Source organism: Psychromicrobium lacuslunae, from assembly GCF_000950575.1.
Lineage (GTDB): Bacteria > Actinomycetota > Actinomycetes > Actinomycetales > Micrococcaceae > Renibacterium > Renibacterium lacuslunae.
Genome location: NZ_CP011005.1, coordinates 752291 through 770183 on the forward strand (window position 1 = coordinate 752291; position 17893 = coordinate 770183).

Consider the following 17893-nt stretch of genomic DNA (forward strand, 5'->3'; position numbering starts at 1 on the left):
CTTGAGGCTGAGCGGCGCCACTAATCGTTGGGCAGCTGGGCGCGCACCTGACGCTTAATCCGCCCCAGCATTGCGGTCATCCCTCGCAACCGAAGCGGGGTCAGCGCATGGGTTAGCCCCAGTTGTTCAGGCATATCGTCGGGCACCGCCAAAATTTCGCGCACGGAATGCCCATTCAAGCCTTCGTGCAGCACGCTGGCAAAGCCTCGGGTAGTAGGCGCCTCCGGGGGAGCGGAGAAGAAGAGTTGCACCCTATCGTCTGCTACCTCAAGGGTCAGGAACAGCGGGGATTGACACTCCACCACTTGCTCAAGTAACTCGGGATGTTCCGCAAAGCGATCTGGCAGCGCGGGCAGGCTCCGTGAGAACTCTAGAAGCAACTGGAGCCGCTCAGGTTCCTCGAGGGCCTGAAAATCATCAATAATCTCAAGTAGCTCGGCAGGCATCGAAGCAGAGTCGAGGGAATTAGTCACAATATCCAGAATACGTCTTTCCGGCGGCAGCTTGCAGTCCACCACTCGTGGCCTGGCCCGCCAGCCGCGTCGTCTTAGCCTGAACTTTTTCCTGCTTCGGTGCCTCAGGCGATGGCACTCAGAGTGTGCCGGGAGCTTCGCCCTTAGCAATCGGCACCCGAACCGCGTTGCCCCATTCGGTCCAGGAACCGTCATAATTGCGGACCTTGTCGAATCCCAGCAGGTGCTTGAGCACGAACCAGGTGTGGCTGGAGCGCTCGCCGATTCGGCAGTAGGCAACCACATCGTCACCGGCGCGCAGTCCAGCACCGTCAAGATAAATCGCCTCCAACTCCGCCCGGGTGCGGAAGGTGCCGTCTTCGGCCGCCGCCTTCGCCCACGGCACCGAGGCAGCCGTCGGGATGTGACCGCCACGCAGCGCGCCCTCCTCGGGATAAGCCGGCATTGAGGTGCGTGCACCGGTGTATTCCTCGGGGGAGCGGACGTCAATTAACGGGCCATTGCCAAGGTGCTGCAGAACCTCATCCTTAAAGGCCCGGATTGGTGCGTCCTCACGCTGCACGGACGGGTATTCGGCGGCTGCGGGCGTCGGCGTTTCGGTGCTCAGCGGCCGTCCTTCGGCAATCCACTTATCCCGTCCGCCGTCGAGTAGCCGCACATCTTGATGCCCGAAAAGCGTGAAAACCCAGAGCGCATAAGCTGCCCACCAGTTCGACTTATCACCGTAGATCACCACGGTGGTGTCCCGGCTAATGCCCTTAGCGCCGAGCAGCTTAGCGAAGGCTTCACCGTCGATGTAATCCCGGGTATCGGCGTCATTGAGATCGGTATGCCAATCAATCTTGACCGCGCCCGGCACGTGCCCGGTTTCGTAGAGCAGGATGTCTTCGTCCGATTCAACGACAGCGAGTTCCGGGGTGCCTACCGTGCCCGCGGCGATAGCTTCGGCAAGCCAATCGGTAGAGACCAAGCGCTCCGGATTGGCGTAGTCGGTGAACTTCTGGGTGCTGTCTGCGGCAATGCTCATCGTGAACTCCTCGGAATGCTATCTATCGCTACTTAAGCTTCGTTTAAGCCTAACCACGGGCTGCTCAAAATACTTCCGGAAGTCATAGAACGACATATCGGCGTTACCGGAGCGGTATCCTTGCAGTGCATATACTCGCGCGTTTCACTCAGCTGAGACGCCTCTCCGGGCCGTCCGCCCGATTGGAATGGATGAATTTTGGTCGCTGTAGAACACCTCGCCGCGCGCACGCCCTCGGTCTCGGTCGATGAGCTGTTGAAAGGGTTCTACCCCTCACCGAGATTTGGTGAAGTTTCTTTCGACAGTTATCGCCCCGATCCAGCGCAACCTTCCCAGGCAGCCGCGGTGAAAGCTCTGCAGCACTTCGCTAGCTCGGTGGGGCATCCCGAGGCTCGTGGCCTGCGTAAGCTTTTCGCTGCGAAGAAGACCGACAGCCGGGCCGGGATTTACCTCGATGGCGGTTTCGGCGTCGGCAAGACACACTTGCTCGCTTCGCTCTGGCACGCGGTGCCGGGGCCAAAGGCTTTCGGCACTTTTGTCGAGTACACCAATCTGGTCGGCGCGCTCTCATTCCGTAAAACTGTTGACGCGCTCAAACAATACAAGCTTGTCTGCATTGACGAATTCGAGCTCGATGACCCAGGCGACACCGTGTTAATGTCGCGGCTTATGCGAGAACTGGCCGATGCCGGGGTGAAACTTGCTGCCACCTCGAACACCCTGCCTGGCTCGCTCGGGGAAGGACGATTCGCCGCGGTGGATTTCCAGCGCGAGATCCAGGTGCTGGCCGATCAGTTCGAGGTGATTCGGATTGACGGTGAGGATTACCGGCACCGCGGCTTGCCGACACCGCCGGAGCCGCTGCCCGACGAAGAACTGGAGGCCGCCGCAGAGGTCGAATTCGCGACCGCTGGGACTATTGCTGTCGATGATTTCGAGGAGTTACTTGAGCATCTGGCTGGTGTGCACCCCAGCCGTTATCGACAACTCTTGGCCGGAATCGACGGTGTGGTGTGGCACCGAGTGCGCACCATTACCGAGCAGAGCGTGGCGCTGAGATTTGTGGTGTTGGCAGACCGGCTCTACGACAAGGACGTGCCGATTCTGGCTAGCGGGGTGCCCTTTGACCAGCTATTCAGCGCCGAGATGATGGCGGGCGGCTATTTGAAGAAGTACTTCAGAGCGGTTTCCCGACTGACTGCGCTGGCTCGTGAGGCGCAGGTGCAGGAAAGCCCGAAATAGCCCGACCGTACCGCACCTGAACTGAGCTGAACTGTGAGCTGACCCGAGCTGCCTGGCTTGCCTCGCTGCGGCCCTTTTAAGCAGTTTCTTTGCCTGCTAATTGTGCCGGTTACTCGGTGCTTACTGCCGGCTCGCCGCTCGTCGCTCACTGAGCGCCCAACGCACCACTAGACCGCCGAGCAGGGCCCAGAATGCGGCCCCGATGCCGGCGAAACTCAGACCTGAGGCAGCGATCAAGAAGGTCACGATGGCACCGATGCGTTCTTTGGCCTCCGCGAGGGCGGCGGAGATGGCACTAGCCATGGTGGAGAGCAATGCTAGCCCGGCGACCGCCTCGACCAGGCCCGCCGGTGCCGCCGCGACCAAAGTGACAAGTGCGGCGGAGAGCGCGGCGAGCAGCAAATAGACCCAACCAGAGGTGAAAGCGGCTACCCAGCGGCGTCGTGGTTCGCTACCGGCTTCCTCGCCGGCGGCCAGTGCTGCACTCAACGCGGCGAGATTAATGGCGTGTCCGCCGAAGGGGGCTCCGAGCGCGGTGCCCATGCCGGTGACCACCATCGAGGAGCGCCACGGAGTGCTGAAACCAAACGACTTGAGTACCGCCACGCCCGGCACATTTTGCGAGGCCATCGTGACGATAAAAAGCGGCAGCGAAATACCTGCTATTGCCTGCCAACTAAAGCCCGGGGTGGTCCACACCAAGGTGGGAACCAAATGGGCAGCGGAGAGCGTGGTACCGGAAAGTACGAGGTAAATTCCGATTACGGCGAGAGCGAGGGCCAAGGCCACCGGCACTGCCCAGCGGGCGGCAAATCTCATCATGATAAGCCAGGCAATAATGATCGGTAGTACCAATAACGGAGTGGTTCCCAATGCCTTGAAGGGCGCCAAACATAATGACAGCAACACCCCAGCCAGCATGGCCTGCGCCAGGGAGACCGGAATTTTACCGATCAGTTGGCCCAAGGCCGGGATCAACCCGGTGAGCACAATGAGCACCCCGACAATAACGAAAGCCCCCACCGCGGCCGGCCAACCGCCCTCCACCGCTCCGGTGCTGACCAAGAGAGCTGCCCCGGGAGTCGACCAGGCCAGCGTGATCGGAAGCTTGGTCCGCCAGGACAGCAGCAGGATTCCCAGCCCGAAGGTCAAGGTGAGGGCGAGGAGCCCGGAAGCGGCTTGGGCGTCTGAGGCACCGACCGCTCGCAGGCCAGCTAGCACTACAGCGAACGAGGAGGTGAAACCGACCAAGGCGGTTACCACGCCAGCAATGATCGGCCGGGAGGTTTCGGGGCGGCTGATAGTTATCGACGACACGTTGCGATCCTTGGGGGAATTGGAAGGAGCGGGCAAACGGCTAACTGGAGACGCTAACTGGAGGCGGGGAGCAGCGCCGGTTTAACGCCAGATTAACGCCAAAGATCGCCTGCGCTGCCTCGCGGCAGGGCAGGCGATCCCTTTGACTTAGATCTTGAGCGAAGGTCGCTTAGGCCTGAGGGTCAGCTGCAGGAGCGTCATCCTTGTTCGCGTTATCGACAAAATCGCTAGCGGCCTTCTGGGCGCCATCGATCTGGTCCTTGAACTTGTCACCGGTCTTGTCGTCGATGAAATCGCCGACTTTCTCGATGCCGTCTTTCAGCTTGTCTGCATTGTCGCCGATCAGATCCTCGGCCTTGCCCTTGATGTCGTCAAAAATAGACACGGGCACCTCCCTTCGATAGTCGGGGCCATCTTGCCCCCATCGGCTCAATAATAGACCGAGATTTTTGGCACGCCAAGAGAAAGTAACTATCAGTTATTTAGCCATTGGTGAAATACTAAAAGTGCCAAAGGCACCCCGGACGAGGTGCGCCGTACCCGGCCAGCGAAAAGACGGCGCGTGGAGGTCAACATGGCAACGTCTCTTGCCTGGATTGTTTTGGTATTCTCGGGAATTTTGGAAGCCGTTTGGGCTACCGCACTGGGTAAATCTGAGGGTTTTTCTAAACTGTGGCCCAGCGTGGTGTTTGGCGTCGCGGTGGTGGCGAGTATGGTCGGCCTGGCCTGGGCGATGCGTACCTTGCCGGTTGGCACGGCCTACGCGGTCTGGGTGGGGATCGGTGCGGTACTCACCGTGGCTTATGCCATGGTGACCGGCACCGAATCCGTTTCCTTGATTAAGGTTCTCTTGCTGCTGGGCATTGTTGGCTGCGTCGTCGGGCTCAAATTACTGCACTAACAGTTGCACTAACTGTTAAGATCTTTTCTTTCACCGCCGGCGAGTGTGCAGATTTACATTTTTTGAGACCCTCATGAGGTGTAGAACTGCACACTCGATGGCCGAGGGGAGTACGTCATGAGGTTAGAGCGTGGTTAAAACTGAATGGCCCCGTTCTTCAACGGGGCCAAACTGTGGTGGGCGATACTGGGATCGAACCAGTGACCTCTTCCGTGTCAGGGAAGCGCGCTACCGCTGCGCCAATCGCCCAAAAACTCTCAAAACTGAGAGGTGGGAACGGGATTCGAACCCGTGTACGCGGCTTTGCAGGCCGCTGCCTCGCCTCTCGGCCACCCCACCGGGTTTCAAAGGTGCCCGCCTCATCAGCTATGACGAGCGGGCTACAGTTGACAGTTTCCTGCGAGCGGATGACGAGATTCGAACTCGCGACCCTCACCTTGGCAAGGTGATGCTCTACCACTGAGCCACATCCGCAGAAGGAACGGGTTTCCCCTTGAGTAGCTTACTTTGCTTCGACTGGATGGCCGATTCGGAGTAACTTTCCTCGTGTTCCTGCGAGTAAAAACTCTATCCGACGATCGGGGAAACGCAAAATCACCGTGTTTCTGCGGCGCGTTCCGGTGTTGTTGCTGCTGAGCTAATAACCGCCTCGCTCCGACTGGCCTAGAACCTTGTGCTGGTTTCGACTGCGCCTCATGCCTAGTCAGAACTGCCCGGAGTTAGTTCCGATTAGGCACCTTGGTGAACTTTCCGATAATATTTCTGAGCAGCACACGGGCGATTGGCGCAGTGGTAGCGCGCTTCGTTCACACCGAAGAGGTCACTGGTTCGAACCCAGTATCGCCCACCATCAGGTGGCTCCGTGATTCACGGAGCCACCTTTTTCATCTGTCGAGTTCGGAGATCTGCACGTTATGCGGCGCTGAAAATGTGCAGATCTCCGTACTCGGTGGTCGGTTAGGTGGCTGGACTAGGTCCTATGCTTAGCTGCATGGCAGCGAGAAGTCCGGAAAAGCAACGTTACGAGACCGAAGAGTGGTTCCGGCTGCAGGGCCTGCCCTATTTCGTCAAACCCCGGGATCGCTCCAAACACTTACTCGCCCGTTGCGCCCCGGCGCTTTTGTTCTTCGCGCTACTAGGCCTGGGCTGGGCCATTACCTCGCATTTCAGCCTTATGACCGAGGACACCGATGAGCTGAGCGACGTCGAAGAAGTGCTTTTTCTTGGTGTGCTAGGCCTGACCGTCCTAGTCCCTCTGATCGTTGCACTGATCGCCAACCGACTGCTACGAGGTCGTACCCTGTTGGCCAGAACCACCGCTATCGTCGCGATTTTTGTACTTTTAGTGGTCAATCAGCTGGTGATGCTGGGAGCTTCGGCGGCTGATTGGTGGCAAAGCGCGCTGGAGAATGTGGTGCCGTTATTGCTGGTCTTGCTGCTTACCTGGCTTGGCATCGGCTCACTCCTGGGGTGGAGCCTGCGGGCGGCAATTCGTCAACTCTCAGCGATTTGGCTGCTCGCTGCAATTGCCTTGCCATTGCTGATCCTGGTGGTTATCTCGGTGTTTTACGCCCAGGAGTTCTGGCAGGTCGCCGCTGCATTGCAACGCGGCCAGGTCTTCTGGCTGATCGTTTTCCTGCTCGGCATTGGCATGCTTTTTGTGATTTACAGCACGCGTAAAGAGCTGCGTGATATGCCTGAGATGCTGACTCCGGAGGTGCCGGACGCAGAGCTTTTAGGTCCGGAACGTCAGTCCTTGCTGCGTCAAGGAAGCTGGCGCCAGCTCGGAGGTGCGGAGCGCGCCAATGTGGTCCTCATCATGGTGCTCGCACAATGCATCCAGGTGCTGATTTTCGGGGTATTGGTTTTTGCTTTCATCATGGCGCTCAATGCCCTTTCCATTCCGCCGCAGCTCGCCGTGCAGTGGGCTGGCCGAGCAGCAAGTAATTTGCAGATCTTTGGCTTCGCATTGCCGGTCCCTGAGGTGCCGGTCAGAGTGGCGGCTTTTTTGAGTGCCATTGCGGCGCTGAATTTTGTGGTGTCGATTAACACCAGCAAGGACTACCGGGACGCTTTCTTCGATCCGCTGATTTTGCAGACCCAGCAGGCACTCAGCGTACAAGCGGGTTATCAAGCGCGGTTGGCTGAGGACCGGGCGGTGAAAGAAGCACAGAAAGAAGCACAGAAAGAAACAACAAAAGAAACAACAAAAGAAACAACAAAAGAAAACAGCACGATGGGGCCTGTATCGTCACAAACCCAGCCTGCTGCACCGGCCAGTGCCGGCGCCCAGGCTGAGTCCAAGCATGCCGACTCAGCGGTGTCAGCGGCGGATGACATAGTAGAACCATGACCCAGCCAGCCTTAGCTCATGCCACCGAGTTCGGCCGAATGTACGGCCGCTCGCTCAACGACACGCCCTCGGTGCCGTCAATCACCACCGTGATCGGCATGCAGGCAATGGATTTGAGCGGCTGGGCGGGGTATATGGCTGCTTCGAAGCTGGCCGCCCATCCTGGCCTGGTGGAGGCTGCGGGGCGATCGGAAAAGTTGCGACCGCTGGTACGCGAGGCTGCCAATGCGGCGGAGAATTATCGAAATGAGGCGGCTGCACGCGGGGATCGGGTGCATTTTTATGCCGAGCAAGTTGCCCTGCGGGCTTTGGACCGTGAGCATGAGGTGGAGCGCGCTCAGGCCGAACTGGCCGAGCATCAGGAACAGCGTTTTGCGCAAGCCTTCGACGCCTGGTGGCAGGAATATCGTGTGCAACCGCTGGCCCCGGAGGTGACGATCTGGAACCAGAGCGTTGGCTACGCCGGAACCTTGGACCTGGTGGCCGAGATCTCCGGTCGGCTCTGCCTGATCGATTACAAGACCAAGGGCACCGATCGCAATGGTGAGCTGAAAGCCGTCGACCCTAAAGTGGTCATGCAGTTGGTGGCCGGTATGAAAGCTGAAGAAAGTTTGCTGGATGCTCGGGCTGGGCAGTGGGAGGCCTGGAAATATGGCCAGGAGCCATTGCTGTTAGCTGTCGCCATCGGTGAGACCGGTGTGCGCCCGATGCGGGCCAATCCCTCGGTTTTGCCACAGCAATGGTACAAATTTTGTGCGTTGCATCGGCTCTGGGAACGCAATACGGCAGCTGCCCAAGCCGGCGAGCCGCTGCTGCCGCTAGCCCCGCCGCGGCCTACGCCCTGAACAACCCTCCGCTGAGCCAGTAGAAGGTCAGCAGCTGTCCGACGCTTGAGCGCTTGGGCGCTCTGTTTGAGAATTCTCTGGCCTAGAATGTTCAGGACGACCGACCGAGAAAAAGACAGGGTTCAACTGCATGGCAATTCTTCATATCCGGCTGATCGGAGACCCGGTGCTGCGGACTGTTGCCGAGCCAGTCACCGAGTTCGGGGCTGATCTGGCAAAGCTGATCGCCGACATGATGGAGACCATGGATGACGTTGACGGGGCAGGCCTGGCGGCCCCGCAGATCGGCGTAGGCTTGCAAATTTTCACCTATCGAGTGGGTGATCAATCCGGGCACATGATCAACCCGATCATCACCAACGGGGAGGACGATCAGGAACCGGGGGCTGAAGGCTGTCTTTCGGTACCTGGCCTCGGGTTCGTCACCCCGCGTAAGCAGTTCAGCAGGGTGACTGGCGTTGACCTGAATGGCGAACCACTGGTGATTGAGGCAGCAGGTATGCTGGCGCGTTGCCTGCAGCATGAAACCGATCATCTGAACGGCAAGCTTTATGTCGATCGGCTCGCCGGTGAGGATCGTAAATCGGCTTTCCGGGCGATCCGGGCTGAACATTACGAGGAAATTACCGCTCGGACCACCGCTAAGCGCTCCCAAACTGTTGGTTCCAGTTTCGGCGGCTCAGCCATCGGCCGCTCAGTTCTCAAGGATCATGCATGAGGCTGCTTTTTGCTGGTACCCCGCAGGTCGCGGTGCCTGCTTTGGAAGCCTTGCTCAATGCTGGGTTCGGCGTTGTCGGCGTACTGACCAGGCCAGATGCCCCGGTCGGTCGCAAGCGAGTGCTGACTCCCTCTCCGGTAGCCCAGCGCGCGGCCGCTCTGGGGCTGCCGGTGTTGAAGCCGCAGCGGCTCGACGCCGCTGCACAGACTCAGATTGCCGAGTTAGCGCCTGAGGCGGCAGCCATTGTGGCCTATGGTGCGCTGATTCCACCGGCAGCACTGGACATCCCACACCACGGCTGGGTCAATCTGCATTTTTCGCTCTTACCGGCTTGGCGAGGCGCGGCACCGGTGCAGCATGCCGTGATCAACGGCGATGAGCTCACTGGTGCTTCGACCTTCCTGCTCGAAGCGGGCCTTGATACTGGCCCGGTCTACGGCACCGTGGTGGAGCAAATCAGGGCTGAAGATACTTCCTCGGTTTTGCTGGAGCGGTTGTCCCGCTCTGGCGCGATGCTGCTGACTCAGACGATGAGTGCCATTGAGTCTGGCACTGCGGTGGCGGTACCACAGTCAGGCCCGGTATCGCTGGCACCCAAACTAGGGCTGGCTGATGGGCACATCGATTTTAGCCAGCCAGCCCTTGCCATCTCGCGGCGAATTCGCGGGGTGACTCAGGAACCCGGGGCATGGGCTAATTTAGCTGGGCAGCGTTTCAAATTCGGTCCGGTCTCGCTGCGACCCGAGCAACGTGCCTTGGCTCCCGGTGAGCTGTCAATAGTTGGTGGCAAATCAGCGTTGGTTGGCACCGGTTCACACGCCGTGCAACTTGAGACGGTACAACCCGCTGGAAAGAAGATGATGTCCGCTGCCGATTGGTTGCGGGGTCTGAATAGCATTGAAGATCTGAGATTTGAATGAAGTGCATGACGAGTGGAATCGAGTTAGGAAGATGAGCGACCAGGGTCGACGCAATGACCGTGGCCGGGAGCGCAACCGCGGTGCCAATCGCGCTCGGGGCGGTCAGCAAGCTCGGAAGTACTCCGAGTCGAGTCCCGCGCAGCGTCTGCGTGAGGCAGATCCTGCTCGCTTAGTCGCTTTTGAGGTGCTCCGAGCGGTCTCCAAAGACAACGCCTATGCGAATTTGGTGCTTCCGAGCAAAATACGTCAGTACCGGTTGGATAAGCGCGACGCTGGCCTGGCTACCGAGCTGAGTTACGGTGCGCTGCGCGCTCGGGGTAGTTACGACGCGATTATTGCGCGTTGCGTGGATCGGGAAATTTCCGATGTCGAAGAGGCGATTATGGACGCGCTACGACTCGGTGCGCACCAATTATTGGCAATGCGGGTGCCTCCGCATGCGGCTGTCAATCAAACGGTGGGGCTGGCACGTGCGGTGATTGGTGCCGGCCCGGCCTCCTTTATCAATGCTGTGCTACGCAAGATCGGTTCGAAGGACCTCGCCGAGTGGCTGATCGAGCTCAGTGCCGGGGTGAGCGATCCGATTAAGCTGGCTGCGCTTGAATTCGCGCATCCGGAATGGATCATTCGGGCGCTTCGCCAAGCTTTGGTGGCGCATGGACGGACGGTGCAGGAGATCGATGAGCTGCTGGCAGCCGATAATGCTGCTCCGGTGGTCAACCTGGTCGCTCTGCCCGGGCTAGGGTCGCTAACAGAAGCTTTCGAGGCCGAATTCACGCCGGGACCGCTGGTGGTTAATTCGGCGCTTTCTTCCGGCGGCGACCCGGGGCGGCTCGGTGGCGTCAGGGACGGTTCGGTGCGGGTGCAGGACGTCGGCTCGCAACTTGTCGCGCGCGCCTTGGCCGCGGCGCCGTTGGGTGCTGGCCCCGATCAGCACTGGCTTGATCTCTGTGCCGGACCGGGTGGAAAAGCGGCGTTGCTGGCTGCCTTGGCAGCGCAGCGAGGCGCGCAGCTAGTGGCGAACGAACCACTTGAACACCGAGCTGAATTGGTTCGGAAAGCTCTTAGTGCGGTGCCCAAAGAGCACTGGGACGTGATGATTGAAGACGGCCGTGACTTTGGTTCGCAGGAGCCGGAGCGCTATGACCGGATTATGGTTGATGCGCCCTGTAGCGGCCTGGGCGCGCTGCGGCGTCGCCCCGAGGCGCGTTGGCGGCGCACTCCGGCAGAGGTCGCTGATCTCAGCCAGCTGCAGCGAGAGCTGCTGGCATCTGCGCTGAAGGCATTGCGTCCCGGGGGAGTGCTGGCCTACGTGACCTGCTCACCGCACCCGGCGGAGACCAATGCCGTAGTGGACGACGTGCTGCGCGGTCGCAGCGATATTGAGTTGCTCGACGCCGGTGAAGCACTGGATGCGGTGGCGCTCGAGCCGCTTTCCGCCGGGCATGAAAAAACCGCGCAGCTGTGGCCGCATCTGCACCACACCGACGCCATGTTCTTGGCCTTAATCCGTAAAAAGTGAACTGAAAGCCGAAGGAAAATGCCATGAGCTGTGCCATCCATCCGAGTATTCTTTCCGCCGATTTCGTCAACCTTGAGACCGAGCTAGCTCGGATCAGCAATGCTGATGCGGTGCACGTCGATGTGATGGATAACCACTTCGTGCCGAATCTCACCCTAGGACTGCCGGTTGTTTCACGGATTCAACAGGTCAGCCCGGTGCCGCTCGATGTGCATCTGATGATCTCCGAGGTTGATCGCTGGGCACCTGAATACGCTGAGCTGGGGGCGGCTTCGGTGACTTTTCACGTTGAAGCCTCCGCCGCGCCGATCAGATTGGCGCGGGAAATTCGGCAGCGCGGAGCCAAGGTGGGAATGGCGCTCCGCCCGGCGACTCCGGTCGGACCGTATCTCGACCTGCTCGCCGAGTTGGATTTGCTACTGGTGATGACAGTGGAACCGGGTTTCGGCGGCCAGGCTTTTTTGGACGTCATGCTGCCGAAAATCAGGCGGGCACGGGCCGCCATTGACGGTTCCGGGGCGCAGCTGAGTCTGCAGGTCGACGGCGGGATCTCCGCTGACACCATTCAACGTGCCGCCGAGGCCGGTGCCGACGTTTTCGTCGCTGGTTCAGCGGTTTACAACACCCCCGACCCCGCTACGGCGATCACGCAGCTGCGTAACCTGGGCAACTCGCACTCTCCTCGTCTCGGTGAGGAAGTCGGCTAACAGGCAGACCGGGGAAGAGACTTCCGACGCGGAATGTGACGCTACGGGAATACGCTGCGGCGGATGTCGGTTCAACATGTCATAATCGTTTTATCAACGTGCTCCGGGGTCGGTGTAAGTCCGAACCGGCGGTTATAGTCCGCGACCCGCGCGTCCCGTGCAGAAAGTTTGCACAGGACAAACGGTTGAATCGGTGAAATTCCGATACCGACAGTTAAAGTCTGGATGGGAGAAGCACGTAGGTATGGCTATTGTGCCGCTTTTTTGGCGAGCATAAGAGCTTTACTGACGTTACCCCGGAGCCATCGCGCTCAAGGAAAGGGGTAACTGTCACGTGACAGATATTCTGCGATGGCTCTTTGACGCCAAGATCGAATTCGCCGGTGGCGGATTCCTACTCTGGCGAGAAGTGCTTGGCAATCTCTTTGGTTTACTCAGTGCCCTCGGCGGAATGCGCCGCAAAGTCTGGGCCTGGCCGGTCGGTATTATCGGCAATGCCCTGCTCTTCACGGTGTTTCTTGGCACCGTCTTCGGCGCTCCGAACCCGGTCAACCTGCTCGGCCAAGCTAGCCGACAGATTATGTTCATCGTGGTCTCCATATACGGCTGGTATCGCTGGCGACAAGCTCAAAAAGCCTCAGTAGATGGCGACCAAGCCGCCGTCGAACCTAACTGGGCGTCCTGGCCGGCCCGAATCGGCCTGCTGGTAGCACTCTTTGGCGGCACCGCGCTGCTAACCCCGCTTTTCAAGCTGCTCGGTTCTTATGAGCCGGTCTGGGCGGACGCCTGGATTTTCATGGGCTCACTGCTAGCAACCTATGGGATGGCTAAGGGCTGGGTCGAGTTCTGGCTGATCTGGGTCGCCGTCGACATTGTCGGGGTGCCGCTGCTGTTCAGCGCTGGCTACTATGCGAGCGCTTTGATGTACATCTTCTACGGCATCTTCACCCTGATCGGTTTCTTTGTCTGGTGGCGGGTGAAACGCCAAGCTGGACAGAAACTTTCGGTGGAAACCGGCTTTCCCGATCCGACGGTAACGGTGAAAAAGTGAGTTCTTCATCGGCAGCGGCTCAGCACAGATCGAATTGGGATGCCGTCATGCAAATGGCCATTGATGCAGCGCTCAAAGGCGTCAGGGGAGCCAATCCGCTGGTTGGCGCGGTCATCCTGAGTGAAAGCGGTGAGCTGCTCTCCACCGGTTGGCACCGAGGCGCAGGCACCCCGCACGCCGAGGCAGATGCGCTGGCCAAGATCACCCCGGAACAGGCTAAAGGCGCCACTATGGTGGTAAGCCTTGAGCCCTGTAATCATCTGGGCAGGATGCCGGCCTGTAGTCAGAGCATTATTGACGCCGGGATGAAGCGCGTGGTTTATGCGGTGGACGATCCTGATCAGCACGCCGCCGGTGGGGCTCAACGCTTAGCTGAGGCGGGCCTCGAGGTGGTCGGCCAGGTCAAGGGCAGTGAAGGGGCCGAGCTGAACCGCCGCTGGCTGAACGCCGTGCAGCAGCAACGGCCCTACACCACGGTACATATTGCTCAGACAGTTGATGGCAGGATTGCTGCTGCGGACGGTACCAGCCAGTGGATCTCCAGCCCAGAGTCGCTTGCCGCTAATCACGCTCTACGGGCTCGCGTCGACGCCATGCTAGTGGGCACCGGTACGGTGTTCGCTGATAATCCGCGGCTCACCGCACGCTCAGCCGACGGAACCTTGGCTGCCAGCCAACCGCTTCGGGTGGTGCTCGGCAACCGTGCTATTCCTGAAGACGCGGCTTTGAGGGCGGACGAGAACTGGCTGCAACTGGAGTATCACGACCCGGCTCGCGCCGGTCACGAACTATGGCAGCGCGGCATCCGGCACCTGATGGTGGAGGGCGGCGCCCAGGTCAGTGCTGCTTTCTTGGCCGCTGACCTGATTGACGAACTGATGGTTTCTATCGCGCCCACCGTGCTAGGTGCTGGGATTCCCAGTGTCGGCGATATCGGTGTGCACACGCTCGCAGCGGCACGCCATTTTTCCTGGGATGCCGCCGCCCCCGCTTTGCGACACGGCAGCGATCTCACCTTCACCCTGATACCGGAAGGAACTAACTGAGATGTTCACCGGAATAGTTAGCGCCCGCGGTACTGTACGGGCCTTGGAAAAGACTGACGACGGTTCGGCCAAGTTGATTCTCGATATTGGCAGCCAAGCTGCTGGCCTAGCGCTGGGTGGTTCTATTGCGGTCGACGGTGTTTGCCTCACCGCGACCTCGATCGACTCCTCGACGCAATCGGCGCAGAGCGACACAGCAACTAGCCACCAGGCCGAGGCCAACGGAGTCATCAGCATAGATGTGATGGGGGAGACCCTGCTGCGCAGCACTATTGGTCTACGGCGCAGCGGTGATCAAGTCAACCTGGAGCGTTGCGTTGCGGCTGGGGAACGCTTCGATGGGCACGTCGTCCAGGGACACGTCGACGGTGTCGGTGCCTTGCTGGAGCGCGAAGACCAAGGGGAATGGCAACGGTTGCGCTTCAGCGTGCCCACCCCGCTGGCCCGCTACATCGCGGAGAAGGGATCAATCGCCATCGACGGCGTCTCACTCACCGTAACCGCCGTCAGTGCCCCGCAATTAGACGAGCAATGGTTTGAAGTGGGGTTGATTCCCACCACCTTGGAACACACCGGGCTGGGGAGCAAGAGTATCGGCGAAGCGGTCAATCTGGAGGTTGACGTTTTAGCGAAATACACCGAACGCCTGCTCGCTTTCGGCGGACCCGCAGCAGTCGTCGTGGGGACTGAAGAAATAGTGACCACCAGCGCGGATACCGGGGTGTGACGATGGGTATTTTCGACCCGATTGAGCAGGCAGTGATCGCCATTGCACGGGGTGCGGCGGTGATTGTGCTTGATGATGAAGACCGGGAAAATGAAGGCGATATTGTTTTTGCCGCGCAGCACAGCACGCCAGAACTGATGGGTTGGACGATCCGCTACAGCTCAGGGGTGATTTGTGTGCCGCTCACCGCTGAGCGAGCCGAGGCCTTGGAGTTACCCGCTATGACGCAATCCAATCAAGATGCCAAAGGCACCGCTTACACTGTCAGTTGCGATGCCCGTGGCGTGACCAGCACCGGCATCAGCGCGAGCGATCGTGCCGTGACAGCGAAATACCTGGCCGATCCAACTAAACAGGCAGAAAATTTTAGTCGACCAGGGCATATTTTCCCGCTACGGGCTGTTGCAGGAGGAGTTAGGCAACGGCCGGGACACACCGAAGCCGCGATTGAACTGGCCCGTTTGGCTGGCTGCGAACCGGTCGGTGTGATCAGCGAAGTTGTGCGAGATGATGGTGAGATGATGCGTCGGGACGAATTGCGGGTATTTGCTACCAGCCATGGTTGCCCGATGGTGTCAATCGCTGATCTGGTGAAGTACCTGGAGAAACACGAGATGGAGCAAGCTTTGGAGGCGGCGCGATGAGTACCCCGATCCCCACCGACCCGGTCGTCGAATTAACCGGCGGCCCGGTGGTGCAACTACCGACCGCTCACGGGATTTTCCAAACTCAGGCCTGGCACGAAACTCTCTCCGGGATCGAACATCTTTCTGTTTCGGTGCCGGTGCCAGCGGGCAGCCTGCCCTTGGTTCGGGTTCATTCGGAGTGCCTCACCGGCGATGTCTTCGGCTCTTATCGTTGTGATTGCGGCGAGCAGCTGGATTACGCCCTGGCTCAAGTACAGCAGCACGGTGGGGTGGTGGTTTACCTGCGCGGTCAGGAAGGCCGTGGCATCGGACTGTCGAATAAGCTGCGCGCCTATGCGCTGCAGGAGGCCGGCGCGGACACGGTGGAAGCTAATGAGCAATTGGGGCTGCCGGTGGATGCGCGGTCCTACGGGGCTGCGGCAGCAATTCTGCAGGCTCTTGGCCTCGAAAAGATCAGCCTGCTTTCGAATAATCCGGTGAAAGCCGAGCGCTTGCGCGCCCTGGGCATTGACGTGGCCGAAACCCGGCATGCCGAAGTGCCTTCGCGGGCTGAGAACTTGCGTTATTTGCAGACCAAACGAGACAAAATGAATCACCAGCTCACCCTAGACGTCAGCTCCCAGAGCTCAAACAAAGGAAAGTTAGCATGAGCGGGGCAGGCGCACCGCAGAATGTTGAGCTGGACGCTAGCAAGCTCTGCCTAGCCATTGTGGCCGCTTCCTGGCATCAGGAAGTGATGGATGGGCTGCTCAAGGGCGCCTTGCGCGCAGCAACTGCTGCCGGGGTCGTCAATCCCAAGGTGTTGAGAGTACCGGGCAGTTTTGAACTGCCGGTTGCTGCAGCTCGACTAGCCGCGGACTACGACGCCGTGGTTGCCCTGGGCGTGGTGATTCGTGGCGGCACACCACATTTCGATTACGTTTGCCAGGCTGCCACCCTCGGGCTGACCGAGGTCAGCGTACGCACCGGGGTGCCGGTCGGCTTCGGCGTGCTGACCTGTGACAACGAGGAACAGGCGATTGACCGCGCCGGTCTGCCCGGATCGAGCGAAGACAAAGGCTTTGAAGCGACTCAGGCTGCGCTGCAGACCGCACTGCTGCTCAGCTGACCGCCGCCGAGCTAGTGCATTGGGCGTCCGGTTAGCAGCAATGTGACGCTACTAACCGATGGGAATCACCGTTCGAGGCGAAGCTGAGCGGCAGAAACGATAGAGTGTTGCTGTGAAATCTTTCGAAAGCCTCTTCGTCGAATTGGGCGAAAAGGCAGTGCAACGCCCCGAGGGGTCCAAAACGGTCGCCGAACTGGACTCCGGTGTGCACAGCATCGGCAAGAAAATTGTGGAAGAAGCAGCCGAGGTGTGGATGGCCGCCGAGTATCAGAGTGATCGCGAAACCGCCGAGGAAATTTCCCAGTTGTTGTACCACGTTCAGGTTCTGATGGTGGCTAAAGGGCTCAGCCTGCAGGACGTTTACGAGCATCTATAGCCACCAGCTGCTCAGCTGGTGGCTCTAATGCCCTTTGACCCAGCAAACTGAAAGACCTCTTATGCTCCGTGTAGCCGTCCCAAACAAGGGATCCCTGTCCGAATCAGCAGCCGTAATGCTCTCCGAAGCCGGTTACCGGCAACGCCGAGACAGCCGGGAACTCGTCCTGGTGGATGCCGATAACGAGATTGAATTCTTCTACCTTCGCCCCCGCGATATCGCTGTCTACGTCGGGGCAGGCACGCTCGACGTCGGAATCACCGGCCGCGACTTACTACTTGACGCCGATGTCGAAGCTGATGAGCTACTGCAGCTCGGCTTTGCAGCCTCTACTTTTCGTTTCGCCGGCCCAATCGGGGACTTCAACTCGGCAACCGATTTGAATGGTAAACGGCTGGCTACTAGCTACGACGGGCTGCTGCGCCGCTACTTGGCAGAGCGTGAAATTGACGCCAAGGTGGTCCGCTTGGACGGCGCGGTCGAATCTTCCGTGCGGCTAGGCGTCGCCGACGCGATTGCCGATGTGGTGGAGACCGGCAATACCTTGCGTGCCGCCGGGATGGAAATTTTCGGTGACCCGATCCTGCGTTCCGAAGCGGTGTTGATTGGCAGAGCTGGCCAACAGCCGGCCGGTCTCGATGTGCTGATCCGCCGTCTGCAAGGCGTGCTAGTGGCCCGGCAATATGTCTTGATGGACTACGACATTCGAGCCGAGCTGGTCGAAGCGGCCGGTAAACTCACCCCGGGTTTGGAGTCGCCCACGGTCTCCCCGCTGCAGAACTCCGAGTGGGTGGCTGTGCGTTCCATGGTGCTCAAGAAAGATACCAACCGAGTGATGGACGCGCTTTACGAGCTGGGCGCAAGAGCGATCCTGGTCACCTCTATTCACGCTGCCCGGATTTGAGGACGTGAA

20 protein-coding genes, 4 tRNA genes and 2 riboswitches are annotated in these 17893 nt (G+C 59.6%); of the genes, 17 read left to right on the forward strand and 7 right to left on the reverse strand.

Annotation, left to right across the window (positions count from 1 at the left end):
- Positions 1-20: 20 nt before the first annotated feature.
- Together UM93_RS03420 and UM93_RS03425 are read right to left on the reverse strand one after the other, a co-directional pair.
- A complete protein-coding gene (locus tag UM93_RS03420) occupies positions 21-446 on the reverse strand; it encodes a SufE family protein (protein WP_045076809.1) in 426 nt (141 codons plus the stop codon).
- Positions 447-591: 145 nt separating this feature from the next.
- Positions 592-1500, reverse strand: coding sequence for a sulfurtransferase (locus UM93_RS03425; RefSeq protein WP_045073662.1), 909 nt, complete (start codon positions 1498-1500; stop codon positions 592-594).
- Between the two features lie 198 nt (positions 1501-1698).
- Here UM93_RS03425 and zapE point away from each other — a divergent pair, with 198 nt between their 5' ends.
- A complete protein-coding gene (zapE, locus tag UM93_RS03430) occupies positions 1699-2742 on the forward strand; it encodes a cell division protein ZapE (RefSeq protein WP_045073663.1) in 1044 nt (347 codons plus the stop codon).
- Positions 2743-2862: 120 nt separating this feature from the next.
- Here the strand turns inward: zapE and UM93_RS03435 are convergent, their stop codons facing one another.
- Both UM93_RS03435 and UM93_RS03440 read right to left on the reverse strand, forming a co-directional pair.
- Positions 2863-4059 carry a benzoate/H(+) symporter BenE family transporter gene (locus tag UM93_RS03435; RefSeq protein ID WP_045073664.1) on the reverse strand — a complete coding sequence of 399 codons (1197 nt, stop codon included), beginning with the start codon at positions 4057-4059 and terminating at the stop codon, positions 2863-2865.
- A gap of 169 nt (positions 4060-4228) precedes the next feature.
- Positions 4229-4444, reverse strand: coding sequence for an antitoxin (locus UM93_RS03440; RefSeq protein ID WP_052663585.1), 216 nt, complete (start codon positions 4442-4444; stop codon positions 4229-4231).
- A gap of 116 nt (positions 4445-4560) precedes the next feature.
- Positions 4561-4624, forward strand: a riboswitch (guanidine-III (ykkC-III) riboswitch).
- A gap of 9 nt (positions 4625-4633) precedes the next feature.
- On the opposite strand from UM93_RS03440, the gene UM93_RS03445 reads away from it, so the two are divergent.
- Complete coding sequence (locus UM93_RS03445; protein WP_045073667.1) at positions 4634-4960, forward strand: DMT family transporter; 327 nt, start codon at positions 4634-4636, stop codon at positions 4958-4960.
- A gap of 174 nt (positions 4961-5134) precedes the next feature.
- Here UM93_RS03445 and UM93_RS03450 read toward each other — a convergent pair.
- The 3 genes from UM93_RS03450 to UM93_RS03460 form a co-directional block, all read right to left on the reverse strand.
- Positions 5135-5209: transfer RNA gene (locus tag UM93_RS03450), tRNA-Val, on the reverse strand.
- Between the two features lie 19 nt (positions 5210-5228).
- Positions 5229-5299: transfer RNA gene (locus UM93_RS03455), tRNA-Cys, on the reverse strand.
- Positions 5300-5362: 63 nt separating this feature from the next.
- Positions 5363-5434 (reverse strand) — tRNA-Gly (locus UM93_RS03460).
- Positions 5435-5735: 301 nt separating this feature from the next.
- Here UM93_RS03460 and UM93_RS03465 point away from each other — a divergent pair.
- From UM93_RS03465 to hisG, 15 genes are all read left to right on the forward strand, one after another.
- Positions 5736-5810 (forward strand) — tRNA-Val (locus UM93_RS03465).
- Between the two features lie 141 nt (positions 5811-5951).
- Positions 5952-7313 (forward strand): hypothetical protein, encoded by a 1362-nt coding sequence (locus UM93_RS03470; RefSeq protein ID WP_052663587.1) that lies wholly within the window; start codon positions 5952-5954, stop codon positions 7311-7313.
- Positions 7310-8158, forward strand: a complete 849-nt coding sequence (locus tag UM93_RS03475; RefSeq protein ID WP_045073669.1) for a PD-(D/E)XK nuclease family protein — start codon at positions 7310-7312, stop codon at positions 8156-8158. The genes UM93_RS03470 and UM93_RS03475 overlap by 4 nt, the downstream gene beginning before the upstream one ends.
- 130 nt (positions 8159-8288) lie before the next feature.
- On the forward strand, positions 8289-8876 hold the full coding sequence (gene def, locus UM93_RS03480) for a peptide deformylase (protein WP_045073671.1): 588 nt from the start codon (positions 8289-8291) through the stop codon (positions 8874-8876).
- Entirely contained in the window at positions 8873-9796 is a 924-nt protein-coding gene (gene fmt / locus UM93_RS03485) for a methionyl-tRNA formyltransferase (protein ID WP_045073672.1), read from the forward strand. Before def ends, fmt begins: the two co-directional genes overlap by 4 nt.
- A gap of 31 nt (positions 9797-9827) precedes the next feature.
- A complete protein-coding gene (locus UM93_RS03490) occupies positions 9828-11318 on the forward strand; it encodes an RsmB/NOP family class I SAM-dependent RNA methyltransferase (RefSeq protein ID WP_045073673.1) in 1491 nt (496 codons plus the stop codon).
- Positions 11319-11341: 23 nt separating this feature from the next.
- On the forward strand, positions 11342-12025 hold the full coding sequence (rpe, locus tag UM93_RS03495) for a ribulose-phosphate 3-epimerase (RefSeq protein WP_045073674.1): 684 nt from the start codon (positions 11342-11344) through the stop codon (positions 12023-12025).
- A gap of 94 nt (positions 12026-12119) precedes the next feature.
- Positions 12120-12267, forward strand: a riboswitch (FMN riboswitch).
- Between the two features lie 92 nt (positions 12268-12359).
- Positions 12360-13076 carry a nicotinamide riboside transporter PnuC gene (gene pnuC / locus UM93_RS03500; protein WP_045073676.1) on the forward strand — a complete coding sequence of 239 codons (717 nt, stop codon included), beginning with the start codon at positions 12360-12362 and terminating at the stop codon, positions 13074-13076.
- Positions 13073-14122 carry a bifunctional diaminohydroxyphosphoribosylaminopyrimidine deaminase/5-amino-6-(5-phosphoribosylamino)uracil reductase RibD gene (ribD, locus tag UM93_RS03505; protein ID WP_234399374.1) on the forward strand — a complete coding sequence of 350 codons (1050 nt, stop codon included), beginning with the start codon at positions 13073-13075 and terminating at the stop codon, positions 14120-14122. Before pnuC ends, ribD begins: the two co-directional genes overlap by 4 nt.
- A gap of 1 nt (position 14123) precedes the next feature.
- Entirely contained in the window at positions 14124-14849 is a 726-nt protein-coding gene (locus UM93_RS03510) for a riboflavin synthase (RefSeq protein WP_045073677.1), read from the forward strand.
- 2 nt (positions 14850-14851) lie between these two features.
- Positions 14852-15493: a 3,4-dihydroxy-2-butanone-4-phosphate synthase gene (gene ribB, locus UM93_RS03515; RefSeq protein WP_045073679.1), complete on the forward strand. Its 642-nt coding sequence runs from the start codon at positions 14852-14854 to the stop codon at positions 15491-15493.
- Positions 15490-16146 (forward strand): GTP cyclohydrolase II, encoded by a 657-nt coding sequence (locus tag UM93_RS03520; RefSeq protein WP_045073680.1) that lies wholly within the window; start codon positions 15490-15492, stop codon positions 16144-16146. The genes ribB and UM93_RS03520 overlap by 4 nt, the downstream gene beginning before the upstream one ends.
- Positions 16143-16604 (forward strand): 6,7-dimethyl-8-ribityllumazine synthase, encoded by a 462-nt coding sequence (ribH, locus tag UM93_RS03525; RefSeq protein WP_045073682.1) that lies wholly within the window; start codon positions 16143-16145, stop codon positions 16602-16604. Before UM93_RS03520 ends, ribH begins: the two co-directional genes overlap by 4 nt.
- Before the next feature lie 112 nt (positions 16605-16716).
- Positions 16717-16980 carry a phosphoribosyl-ATP diphosphatase gene (locus UM93_RS03530; protein WP_045073683.1) on the forward strand — a complete coding sequence of 88 codons (264 nt, stop codon included), beginning with the start codon at positions 16717-16719 and terminating at the stop codon, positions 16978-16980.
- A gap of 61 nt (positions 16981-17041) precedes the next feature.
- Positions 17042-17884: an ATP phosphoribosyltransferase gene (gene hisG, locus UM93_RS03535; RefSeq protein ID WP_045073685.1), complete on the forward strand. Its 843-nt coding sequence runs from the start codon at positions 17042-17044 to the stop codon at positions 17882-17884.
- Positions 17885-17893 lie beyond the last annotated feature (9 nt).